Origin of the sequence: Polynucleobacter ibericus (genome assembly GCF_018687955.1) — a bacterium.
Lineage (GTDB): Bacteria > Pseudomonadota > Gammaproteobacteria > Burkholderiales > Burkholderiaceae > Polynucleobacter > Polynucleobacter ibericus.
Map to the genome: position 1 here is coordinate 640,883 of NZ_CP061309.1, position 11,860 is coordinate 652,742.

General features: G+C 44.7%; 10 protein-coding genes and 1 tRNA gene. 8 read left to right on the top strand and 3 right to left on the bottom strand.

The window, feature by feature from the left end; all coding sequences use genetic code 11:
• The first annotated feature begins 16 nt into the window (after positions 1-16).
• The 4 genes from AOC20_RS03395 to AOC20_RS03410 all read left to right on the top strand — a co-directional run bounded on the left by AOC20_RS03395 (position 17) and on the right by AOC20_RS03410 (position 5,459).
• A complete protein-coding gene (locus AOC20_RS03395; protein WP_215361493.1) occupies positions 17-1,180 on the top strand; it encodes an ATP phosphoribosyltransferase regulatory subunit in 1,164 nt (387 codons plus the stop codon).
• 78 nt (positions 1,181-1,258) lie between these two features.
• Positions 1,259-2,599 (top strand): adenylosuccinate synthase, encoded by a 1,341-nt coding sequence (locus AOC20_RS03400; protein ID WP_215361494.1) that lies wholly within the window; start codon positions 1,259-1,261, stop codon positions 2,597-2,599.
• Positions 2,600-2,678: 79 nt separating this feature from the next.
• A complete protein-coding gene (locus tag AOC20_RS03405) occupies positions 2,679-4,895 on the top strand; it encodes a malate synthase G (RefSeq protein WP_215361495.1) in 2,217 nt (738 codons plus the stop codon).
• Between the two features lie 69 nt (positions 4,896-4,964).
• Positions 4,965-5,459, top strand: a complete 495-nt coding sequence (locus AOC20_RS03410) for a hypothetical protein (protein WP_215361496.1) — start codon at positions 4,965-4,967, stop codon at positions 5,457-5,459.
• Here the strand turns inward: AOC20_RS03410 and AOC20_RS03415 are convergent.
• On the bottom strand, positions 5,446-5,961 hold the full coding sequence (locus AOC20_RS03415) for a hypothetical protein (RefSeq protein ID WP_215361497.1): 516 nt from the start codon (positions 5,959-5,961) through the stop codon (positions 5,446-5,448). The two genes, AOC20_RS03410 and AOC20_RS03415, sit on opposite strands and share 14 nt — an antisense overlap.
• A 91-nt stretch (positions 5,962-6,052) precedes the next feature.
• On the opposite strand from AOC20_RS03415, the gene AOC20_RS03420 reads away from it, so the two are divergent.
• The 3 genes from AOC20_RS03420 to AOC20_RS03430 are packed head-to-tail and all read left to right on the top strand — an operon-like array spanning position 6,053 to position 8,502.
• On the top strand, positions 6,053-7,297 hold the full coding sequence (locus tag AOC20_RS03420) for an MFS transporter (RefSeq protein ID WP_215361498.1): 1,245 nt from the start codon (positions 6,053-6,055) through the stop codon (positions 7,295-7,297).
• Positions 7,294-7,980, top strand: coding sequence for a dienelactone hydrolase family protein (locus tag AOC20_RS03425; RefSeq protein WP_215361499.1), 687 nt, complete (start codon positions 7,294-7,296; stop codon positions 7,978-7,980). Before AOC20_RS03420 ends, AOC20_RS03425 begins: the two co-directional genes overlap by 4 nt.
• Before the next feature lie 21 nt (positions 7,981-8,001).
• Positions 8,002-8,502, top strand: coding sequence for a hypothetical protein (locus AOC20_RS03430; protein WP_215361501.1), 501 nt, complete (start codon positions 8,002-8,004; stop codon positions 8,500-8,502).
• Here the strand turns inward: AOC20_RS03430 and AOC20_RS03435 are convergent.
• Positions 8,488-9,810, bottom strand: coding sequence for an APC family permease (locus tag AOC20_RS03435; RefSeq protein WP_215361503.1), 1,323 nt, complete (start codon positions 9,808-9,810; stop codon positions 8,488-8,490). The two genes, AOC20_RS03430 and AOC20_RS03435, sit on opposite strands and share 15 nt — an antisense overlap.
• Positions 9,811-9,943: 133 nt before the next feature.
• Here AOC20_RS03435 and AOC20_RS03440 point away from each other — a divergent pair, with 133 nt between their 5' ends.
• Positions 9,944-11,644 carry an amidohydrolase gene (locus AOC20_RS03440; RefSeq protein WP_215361505.1) on the top strand — a complete coding sequence of 567 codons (1,701 nt, stop codon included), beginning with the start codon at positions 9,944-9,946 and terminating at the stop codon, positions 11,642-11,644.
• 125 nt (positions 11,645-11,769) lie between these two features.
• Here the strand turns inward: AOC20_RS03440 and AOC20_RS03445 are convergent.
• Positions 11,770-11,856 (bottom strand) — tRNA-Leu (locus AOC20_RS03445).
• Positions 11,857-11,860: the final 4 nt, after the last annotated feature.

Genomic DNA, 11,860 nt, shown 5'->3' on the forward strand with positions numbered 1-11,860 from the left:
GCAAATAGTCCACATCATGAATCGCTGGTTACTTCCTGAAGATATTGCAGACGTCTTGCCTGCAGAGGCTCGCAAAGTTGAGTCTTTGCGTCGTGCCGTCTTGGATTTATATCAGTCTTATGGTTATGAGCTAGTAGCTCCTCCAATCTTGGAGTTCTTAGACTCTTTGTTAACTGGTACTGGTTCTGATCTCAATCTACAAACCTTTAAGTTGGTAGATCAATTATCTGGTCGCACTTTAGGTCTGCGTGCGGACATGACGCCACAGGTAGCCCGCATTGATGCACATCTTTTAAATCGCGCTGGCGTTACCCGTCTTTGTTATGCCGGTTCTGTAGCGCATGCCCGTACTCCTGTTGGTAGCTCGGCACGTGAAGAGTTGCAACTCGGTGCAGAGATCTATGGTTGTGCTGGTTGGGAGGCTGATCTTGAAGCGATTACCTTGCTACTTAAAACCCTGTCTGTTGCAGGTTTAGAGAAGGTTTATCTTGATTTGTCTCACGCCGGAATTTTGGCTGGCATCTTAGATGGTCAGAACTTAGATAAAGCAACAGTTGAAGCTTTGTATGGCCTATTGCAAAGTAAAGATCGTCCTCGCTTAAAGCAATGGGCAGCCTGCTTACCTGCAAATGTTGCACAAGCACTGATGGCTTTGACTGAGCTCAATGGACCTTGTGCTCAGGTTTTATTAAATGCCAAGAAAGCACTGCCGAAACACGCTGCGATTGATCAGGCGCTGGCAGATCTTGAGCGTTTAGTTTCTGCTGCTGCGAAGTTATCAACCAATTTAGAGCTCAGCATTGATTTGGCGGATCTGCGTGGTTATCAATATCACAGCGGTGTGATGTTTGCTGCCTACGTTGATCAATTGCCACAGCCAATCGCTAGAGGCGGTCGCTATGACCATGTTGGCCAAGCCTTCGGTCGCCCACGTCCTGCAACTGGTTTTTCTTTGGACCTTCTGACCTTAGCAAACTTATCACCCTTAAGTGCACGTAAGTTAGCTATCTTGGCCCCATGGATTGAAGATGCTGAATTAAGTAAGACCATCACAGCTCTGCGCAGTAAGGGTGAGGTAGTGATAGAAGTTCCAGTAGGCACAACAGCAGAAGCTGCTGAATATGAATGCGATCGAGAGTTGGTCAAGCAAGGTAACTCTTGGGAAGTAAAGAAAAAGTAGTCAACATGAATTAAGGCGGCAAATAAATACAGCAGTGAGCAGTTAACTTATTTTGTAATTATCTTTTTGGATTTCATTATGTCTTCAAAGCAGCAAACTAAAGGTCGTAACGTAGTTGTCATTGGCACCCAGTGGGGTGATGAAGGCAAAGGGAAAGTAGTAGATTGGTTAACCGATCATGCGACAGCTGTAGTTCGCTTCCAGGGTGGCCACAATGCTGGGCATACCCTCATCATTGGAGGCAAGAAAACAATTCTGCGCTTGATTCCCTCCGGAATCATGCATAAGAATGTCACTTGCTATATCGGTAATGGTGTAGTTCTCTCCCCAGAAGCACTCTTTAAAGAAATTGGTGAACTTGAGTCTGCCGGCCTAGAAGTCCAGTCTCGCTTGAAGATTTCAGAGGCAACGACTTTGATTTTGCCTTACCACGTAGCGATTGATCATGCCCGCGAGAAGAAGCGCGGCGAAGCCAAGATTGGTACAACAGGGCGTGGAATCGGACCTGCATACGAAGATAAAGTAGCTCGTCGTGCTTTGCGTGTGCAAGATTTGTTCTACCCAGAAAAATTTGCAGAGCAGTTACGTGAGAACTTGGAATATCACAACTTCATGCTCACTAATTACTATGGAGCTGAACCGGTTAATTATGAAAAGACCTTGGCTGAAGCCATGTCTTATGCAGAACGTCTAAAGCCAATGGTGGTCGATGTCTCCAGCGCTTTATATGCAGCTGAACAATCTGGTCAGAACTTATTATTTGAAGGGGCGCAAGGAACTTTGCTGGATATTGACCACGGTACCTATCCATACGTCACTTCCAGTAACTGTGTAGCAGGGAATGCTGCTGCTGGTTCCGGTGTAGGGCCAGACTCTTTGCAATATATCTTAGGTATTACTAAGGCCTACTGCACGCGCGTTGGCGCTGGTCCTTTCCCAAGTGAACTCTATGATCATGACAATCCAGCTAAGCAAGATCCAGTTGGAGTGCGTTTAGCTGAGGTGGGTAAAGAGTTTGGCTCTGTAACCGGTCGTCCACGTCGTACGGGCTGGTTAGATGCTGCTGCATTAAAGCGTTCAATTCAGATTAATGGTTTATCAGGTCTCTGTATTACTAAGTTGGATGTTCTTGATGGCTTTGAAACCATTCGTTTATGCGTTGGTTACAACCTCGATGGTAAGAAGTTAGATGTATTACCGCGTGGCGCAGAGTCTGTTGCTCGTTGCCAGCCAATCTATGAAGATTTCCCAGGATGGCAAGGCACAACCTTTGGTATTCGTGAGTGGGATAAATTACCAGTAGAAGCCCAAAAATTCCTCCGTCGTATTGAGGAGGTCGCTGGTAAGCCAATCGCAATGGTGTCCACAGGCCCTGATCGCGATGAAACTATTCTTCTCCAGCATCCTTTTCAGGATTGATAGAAAATCATTGGCTCCGTACTGAATTCAGTAAATTACTAAATCTATTTATTAACTTTTTGTTTAAGAAGACATCAACATGACTGCGCGCACTACCTGCAATAGCCTTCAAGTAGCAACTCCCTTATATCGCTTCATCGAAGACAAGGTACTTCCAGGTACTGGCATCAAGAGTGCTGACTTTTGGAAGGGTTTTGATGAGATCGTTAAAGACTTAACACCAAAAAATGATGCCTTACTTGCTAAGCGCGATCGCATTCAGTTGGATTTGGATAAGTGGCACCAAGCCAATCCAGGTCCGATCAGCGATATGCCTGCATATCGTCAGTTCTTAAAAGAAATTGATTACTTGGTTGATGTTCCAGGAAAAATTACCGCTACTACTAAGAATGTAGATGATGAGCTGGCCCTTCAGGCCGGCCCTCAATTGGTAGTTCCAGTGCTCAATGCGCGTTATGCACTCAATGCTGCTAACGCACGTTGGGGATCTTTATATGACGCCCTTTACGGTACAGACGTTTTGTCTGAAGAAGATGGTGCAACTAAGGCTGGTGCTTACAACCCAATTCGTGGTGCTAAGGTTGTTGCTTTTGCCCGCAATTTCTTGGATCAAGCTGCGCCTTTAGCAAAGGGTTCGCATCGTGATTCAGTTGCCTACACTGTTGATGACAATAAGTTGTCTGTTAAGTTAAAAGACGGCACAAGTACTGGCTTGGCTGATGAGAAGCAATTTGTTGGCTATCAGGGCGATGCCGCTACACCAAGTTCTATTTTGTTGCGTAATAACGGCGTTCATATTGATATCGAAATTAATAAGAGCAAAACCATTGGCTCAAGTGATCCTGCGGGCATTAATGATGTTGTGCTTGAGGCTGCACTTTCCACGATTTTGGATTTGGAAGATTCCATTGCTGCAGTAGATGGCGATGATAAGGTTGTTGCTTATGAGAATTGGTTAGGCATTCTTAAGGGTACTTTGGTTGAGGAAGTGAAGAAGGGTGATAAGACGATTACTCGCGCACTCAATCCGGACCGTAAGTACACAGCGGGCATTGGTGCGGTAGATGCAAAAGACGGCATCGTTACTTTGCATGGCCGTTCACTTTTGTTCCTGCGTAACGTTGGCCATTTGATGACTAATCCAGCCATCATTACTGGTGAGGGAAAAGAGATCTACGAAGGTATCTTGGATGCGGTTGTGACTGTGTTGATCGCTTTGTATGACATCAATCGTCCTGCAAGCCAGACGATTGGTAATACCCGTAAGGGCTCGGTTTATATCGTGAAGCCAAAAATGCATAGCCCAGAAGAAGTGGCTTTTGCAGGTGAGCTCTTTGGTCGTGTTGAAAAATTACTCGGCTTACCAGCAGACACTGTGAAGTTGGGAATCATGGACGAAGAGCGTCGCATGAGCGCCAATATCAAAGCGGCGATTGCTGCTGCAGGTGCGCGCGTAGCCTTTATTAATACTGGGTTCTTAGATCGTACTGGTGATGAGATGCACACTGCGATGTATGCAGGTCCTATGATGCGCAAAGGCGATATGAAAACCAGTAAGTGGTTGTCAGCTTATGAGCGTCGTAACGTATTTGCAGGCTTGGATTGTGGTTTACGCGGTCGCGCTCAAATCGGTAAGGGTATGTGGGCAATGCCAGATATGATGAAAGCTATGGTTGAGCAGAAGATTGTTCATCCTAAGGCAGGTGCAAACACTGCGTGGGTACCATCGCCAACTGCAGCTACCTTGCACGCACTACACTATCACCAGGTGAATGTAGCTGAGCTCCAAAAAGAAATGGAAAAGCTCGATACTCAAGCCGAAGCTGAAGCATTAATCAATGATTTGCTGACTATTCCAGTGGTTGAGAAGGCTAACTGGTCTAAAGAAGAGATTCAGCAGGAGTTGGACAATAACTGCCAGGGTATTTTGGGTTACGTTGTTCGTTGGATCGATCAAGGCGTAGGATGCTCTAAGGTTCCTGATATCCATAACGTTGGCTTAATGGAAGATCGTGCTACTTTGCGTATTTCCAGCCAACACATTGCCAACTGGTTGCTTCATGGCATTGTCACTGCAGACCAAGTGAATGAAACTTTGCAGCGCATGGCTAAAGTCGTTGATGGGCAAAATGCTGGCGATCCTGTGTATCAGCCAATGATGCCTAATTACAAAGATTCTTATGCTTATAAGGCAGCTAGTGATTTGATCTTCAAAGGCCTTGAGCAACCTAATGGTTACACAGAACCTTTGCTGCATGCATGGCGCTTAGAGGTAAAGAAGGCGCACGCTCAGTAATATAGCTAAGGCTCTAAACCAGAATGGATTTGCCCACAAAGCAAATCCATTTTTTATTTATCACAAGCAATGTTCGGATTTTTAAACCCTTTCTCTAAAGCTCACTCACGGTTTCCATTTCAGTTTGATGATGGCGGGAGAGAGGCTGCTGGCTTTAAGGGTGGCGCTGGTGATTGTGTTGTTAGGTCTATCGCCATCGCTGCAGAAATTCCATACATGCGAGTGTATGAAGATTTGAGGCTCGCAAACGAGAATTACGCCGAACTCAGAAATGATCGTTTGGCCAAGAGGCTAAGCGCAAAGGGCTCATCCCCTAGAAATGGCAATCACCGCAATGTATTTCATGACTACATTCTGGGTTTAGGTTTTGAATGGGTGCCAACCATGAAGGTGGGGGCGGGTTGCCAGGTGCATCTGAGGCCTGATGAACTTCCTACGGGAATAGTGATCGCTAAAGTTTCCAAGCACCTCACTGCCATCATGAATGGCGTCATTCATGACACGCATGATCCATCAAGAAATGGCAGTCGGTGTGTATATGGCTACTACATTAAGAAGCGCTAGGATCTTTCTGGCGGTGCTTGAGATTCCAAGCAGCCTTGTAAGAATTAGTCATGCCGATCATGGTGGAGGTAGTCCATGCGATTGAGAATAATCCAGAAAACGATACGAAGAAAGCGAGACTCTTCCAGCCCATTGGCAGGATATCCTGAACAAAGCCTACCGTGGTGTAGCTGCTACCCACAAAGAGAAGCGTGTCAATACCACTATCCATTAAACCAAGCGCTAGGATGAAGAGAGTCCAAATAATAATTTCGGTAATATGAACTAGGGCGATAAAGAAAAAAGCTGAATAAAAATGAAAAAAGACCCAGTTGTATTGCCTGTCTGTCAAATTTTCGTTGGTTAATCTTTCAAAGCGCAACATGATGAAATTAATTGCGCTACCGTGAAAAAAAAGAATCAATATGAGGCCGAATATCCCATACAGTGCATCTCTAATGAGCGGCAAAAGTGGGATGCCTGCTAGGGTTGATTGAGTAATAGTGTCAGGTGTAATCGGCATAAATTTAAGGGGATAGTAAGCGGTATTGGATAAGCAAATATCCTTATCAGGGTTGATAATGGCATATTGATAAGTCCAAGTAAAGTAGCCCTTGAATAGCACCCCCTATACCGCTGAATCGAAGAAGCGAGAACGCTTCTTTCTACTTTCTTTAGCGGGTATTCAGTTCACCCACATCCTGGATTTTATGATCATGATGCCATTGGGTCCCGAGTTCATTCGGGTGCTCAATATCAACACGCATCAGTTTGGTTTATTGCTTTCTTCTTACACTTTTGCCGCTGCCGCAGCAGGCATCTTAGCTACTTACTATATAGACCGGTTTGAGCGTAGAAAACTACTCTTAAGTCTGTATGCCTTTTTTATTATTGCAACGCTGGCTTGTGGTTTGGCACCCAATTATGAATTCCTCTTTATAGCCCGAGCCTTTGCGGGTGCATTTGGCGGCATTTTGGGTTCCTTGGTGCAAACTATCGTGGCTGACTCGATTCCTTTTGAGCGCAGAGGCAAAGCATTGGGAACGGTGATGGCTGCTTTCTCTGTATCCACAGTTGCTGGGGTGCCTTTAGGCTTGTTTTTATCCAACCATATTCCATCTTTGGGCTGGCGTGCACCATTCTTCTTCATCGCCATTATTTCAATTCTGATCCTCTATCTGGGTTATCGCAATATTCCCAAGATTGCAGGTCATTTAGATCATATTCATGAGGGTAGTAGGCTTAGTCAGATTCTAAAAATTTTGACCGCAAGGCAGAATATCAAAGCATTTATCTTTATGGCCTTGATTATGATCACTGGATTCTCTGTAATTCCTTATATCGCCCTGTATCTCACCGCCAATGTTGGCATTGCTAATTCTTATATATCTTTAATTTATCTGTGTGGTGGCATTGCTACCTTAGTGAGTTCCCGGTTGATAGGGCATATGGCTGATAAGTATGGCAAGGTTCTAGTATTTAGGGTATTGGCGATTGTGAGTTTCATTCCATTATTGGTAACAACTAATCTGGTGCCAGTTCCCCTTTGGATTGTTTTGCTGAACTCCACTGCATTTTTTGTCCTAATCTCCGGACGTATGATTCCCGCCATGGCGATAGTGAGTCAACTGGTAGAACCTAAGATTAGGGGAACGTTTATGAGTTTGGTGGGCTCTACTCAGATGCTAGCCTCAGGGATTGCTTCCGTTTTAGCTGGCCTTATAGTTACGATCACTGCCGATGGCAAGATGGAACATTACAACTTGGTTGGATATGGTGCCGTTGCTTGTGGCATGCTGACATTCTGGCTGGTAGGATATATCCATTCTGATACAAAAAAGCATAAGGAGATCCCATGATTGAATTTAAAAGACCTGATGGACAGGTTCTCAACGGATATTTGGCTGAGCCTATCAATAAAGCGAATGCCCCTGGAATAGTCGTTATTCAGGAATGGTGGGGGTTGGACGATGAGATAAAAGCAGTGGCAGATCGTTTTGCTCAAGCAGGGTATCGCGCACTGGTTCCGGATTTGTATCGGGGTAAATTGGCTCTTGAGGCGAATGAGGCTGAGCATTTAATGGGCGATCTTAATTTCGGTGATGCGGCCGGTCAAGATATTCGAGGTGCTGTTCAGTATCTCAAAGCGACTGGCAGTACAAAAGTTGCGGTAACTGGATTTTGTATGGGGGGCGCATTAACTGTGCTTTCTGCTTGTAATGTGCCAGAGCTAGATGGCTCTATTATTTGGTACGGTAATCCACCGCTTGAGTACGTTAATGCAGAAGCTATTACTAAGCCGATGTTGGGTCACTGGGCTTTGCATGACGAATTCTTCCCGATAGCTGGTGTTGATCAGTTAGAGGCAAAGTTAAAACAAGCTGGCGTCAATTTTGAATTTCATCGCTACGACACTAAGCATGCCTTTGCAAACCCTAAAGCAGATACCCGCGGCTTAGCACCCCTGAAGTTCAACGCCGAAGCAGCGCAATTGGCTTGGGATCGCACCATACAATTTTTGCAAAAATATATTAATAACTAGTCCGTATTACTTTGAATCACTATGCACTTATTCTCTGAAAACCTTGCCGTAGAAATTTCTACCTATTACCGCAATTTGACCTTGGGTCATGGTGTCACTCCAAAAGTATTTACCTTGGTAAATGCTGATGGTGACCAATACCTCTTCTTCATTGATGATCTCCCCATTGAGAGCGAAGATGAAAAGAATCAGTTCCTGGCCTATATTGTTCAGGCACATGAGGCAGTTTGCTATGCCCGTGGCACCTTAGTGATTGTTGAAAGAAATCAACAATATATTGAGTTTGCAGTTGTTGACCGAGATGATGCTGACGCGATTGTGTGTTCGGCGGAGCTAACGCGTGATATGGATGATAAGCCGATTGGCTTAGGTGAGTTTGAAAAGACCTTGGTAAAGAAGGGCTCCATTATTTTTGGAGGCCTCTTTGAGGCTATTCAGCTGTCAGATAATAAGATTGAAGATTTTGAAAGCCTCTGGCTTGAGATGAAAGCCAAAATTTTGCATCGCTCAATGGGGCTTTAATTTAGTTCTAAGATATTTGCGTGCAGTTGCTTCAAGGGCGAAGGATCCGACTAAGGCAAGCCCCAGAGCAATCGCGCTGCCTGGTGCGCTCTCGATTACATTTAGCAATAGAGTAGTAAATAAACTCAAGTTAATAATAATTGCCATCCATAGCGGCCACAGCTTGGCACCGGTTTGCTTGCGCACTCGAATATGCCCAAAGGTAATTGCTGCATAAACCAATAAAAAAGCTAGGCTAGCCATTTTTCCGACTACGTCTAATGGGAATGCTAAAGCAAGAGCAATCACCAAGAGCGCTGATATGGTTAATGCACGAAACTCTGTATTTAAGACCTCGCTACCCAAAGCTTTTGAGACTGTGATTTTGCTCGCCATATCGGCTGCAATATTAGATGCAGCAAAGATGGTGGCATTGAGTGCGGCAGCACAAGCTAATAAAGCGGAAGCACCAATCACTACAAAACCCATCTTTCCAGCTACGATTTGGGCTACATCGCCTAATACGTGACCGCTATACAGCGCCATTTGAGCAGGGGTAAGCAGCAGCACTACTGCAGTGCTGACTAGTAAATAAGCGATCGTTACCAAAATCAAGGCTGAGAACATAGCAAGAGGAAGTTCTTTGTGTGGTGCTTGCATAGCATTTGAGGAATTGGTCACAACCCCAAAGCCTTGGTAGTTGATATACAGGATGCCTGTTGCAATCGCAATGCCATTGATGGACCAATCGGTTGCCTTAAATGCGCCAACATCGGCCACATGAATACCTTCTACAGAAAAAAGCAAAAGAGCAAGTGTTACGAAGCCAATGGCCAGGGTTTCAGCCTTACCAACGATATCAGTGCCGAGTAAGTTAATGCCCGCGCAAAGAATGATGATGATTACTCCAACAATCTTGATTTCAAGTAGCGATAGATATCCGCCAAGTAAAGTATTGGCATATTCAGAAAAGCCAGCGGCATAAAGTGCAGCTGCAATCAGGTAGGCAATGTATTGAAATATATTGAGCCCCCCTGAAATCACTCCAGGCCCATAGCTCATTACTGTAAAAGTAGCTGCACCTCCGCTACTAGGAAAAGTAGCACCTAATTTAGCGTATGAGTAGACGGAGAATGAGGCAGCAATTGCGCCAAGCAAAAACGCTATTGGAATGTAGGAGCCAGCATGAGCGCTAGCAGTGCCCAGAAGGGAAAATAGACCAGCACCCATCATTCCGCCTATTCCAAGAGCGGTAGCCGAAAAGAGGCTAATACCTTTGGAATTGTTGCTCTCTTTTTTGAGTAGGGAGGGGTTTAATTGATCGGTCAAGATAGGGAGGTATTAGTAGATGCCTTATATTAAAGCTATTTAGTCTAAGTGAGGGCCATTAGCTCTCATGGAGAGCAGCTTGGCACTGTTAAAATTTAGAAAAAGCTGCCAACATAAAATTTAAGGTCAAAGCATGCGCCATTTAAATCGAATTGTCTTAGCAACCCTATTTTTGTCCGCACAATCTGCCATTGCAGCCGGTAATGCTGATGTCATTTTTTACGGGGGCGATATTGTCACAATGAATAAGGCCCAACCTGCAGCAGAGGCGGTAGCTATTCAGGGTGGAAAGATTATTCAGGTAGGCTCTTTGTCTAAAACAAAAGCCTTGCAAGGTAAGGATACCAAGCTCATCAACCTAAATGGTCAAACTTTGATGCCGGGTTTTGTAGAGCCTCATGTGCATATCTTTGGTACAGCATTTTCAGAAGAGCTTTGGCAAAACATGTCTAACTTCGAGATGCCGCATGACACCTTGGATAGTTTGGTTGCAAAGCTGACAACGTATAGCAAGAGTGTTAAAGATGGAGAGTGGATTACTGCGTTCGGCGTTGATCCATCAAGAACTGATCCATTTATGGCTGAGTTGACAGCCGATATTTTGGATAAGGTATCCACAACAAAGCCAATTTTTGTCATGAATCAAAGCATGCATATTGCCTATGTAAACCATAAAGCCTTGGAGATGGCAGGGGTTACTGACTCCACTCCAGATCCTAGTGGTGGAAAATTGCTAAAAGATAGCAAGGGGCGTTTAACAGGCGTAATTTATGAGGTGCCCGCTTTCTATTTGTTCTTAAAAAAGATGCCTGTACCTAAGCAGGATTTAATTGAGCAAGCGGTTGCAAAAGTGGGCCAAAAAATGGTGCGCAAGGGTGTTACGACTTCAGCAGAAATTTCTCTCGGCGGTTATCTTGGTGTTGATAAAGAAAACGCTTTATTAAACGATATGACTCATAGTGGGAAGCTTCCTGTTCGTGTCAGGGGTTATATGTATTCAAACGCATACCCATTGACTAACAATAGCTATAAGCCAGGTCAGGGTGATGATGTCTATAAGCTTATTGGCGTCAAGATTGTGTCAGATGGCTCCGACCAAGGTCTCACTGGTGCAATGATTCAGCCCTATGCATATCCTGCGGGGACAAAAAATACTGGTAATCTCAACTTTACTGAGCAAGAACTTTATGACCTTGCTAAGCCAAGATTTGATCAGGGTTGGCAAATCTCTGTTCATTCCAATGGCGATAGAGCAATTGAGCAGGCTCTGAATGTTTTTCAGAAATTGGTTACCAAGCCAAGTGACGTAAAGGCTAGATTAAGAATTGAGCATTTCACAGTTCCTACTGAAGCGCAGATTACAAAAGCAGCAAAATTAGGCGTTGTTCCTGGCTTTACGATTGGACACACAGATTATTGGGGTGAAGCGTTTCACGATCACCTGCTTGGACCGGAGAGAGCTAATCGAATTGACCCAAGTGCTAGCTTGATTAAGAATGGCATGCATTTTGCGTACCATAGCGATTCTCCAGTCTCCCCAATCCATCCATTGAAGTACGCATCTGAGGGAGCCTCAAGACTTTGGCAGGCGCCCCCACAAAAGGTGTTAAATGCGAACGAAAAAGTATCTATTAATGATGCTTTAAAAGCGGTCACTATTGACGCCGCTTATCAATTAAAGATGGATGACAAGGTGGGCTCTATCCAGACTGGCAAGTACGCTGACTTTGCCATCATTGATAAAAATCCGATGAAAACGGATGCCTATAAGATCAGAGATATTCAGGTCAATGAAACCTGGGTAAATGGTCAGCAGGTATTTAAGAAGAACTAAAGATAATTTGCTGTTAGTCGCAAAGTGCAAAACCGCCTTCGGGCGGTTTTTCTTTAGATACTAGAAAGCGGTCTGACTATTGAAAATAGGGCTCTAGGCCCCATATAGGTCTTTAGAGGTGTATTTGGTGCCCAGGAAGGGACTCGAACCCCCACAACCTTACGATCGCCAGCACCTGAAGCTGGTGCGTCTACCAATTTCGCCACCTGGGCATGC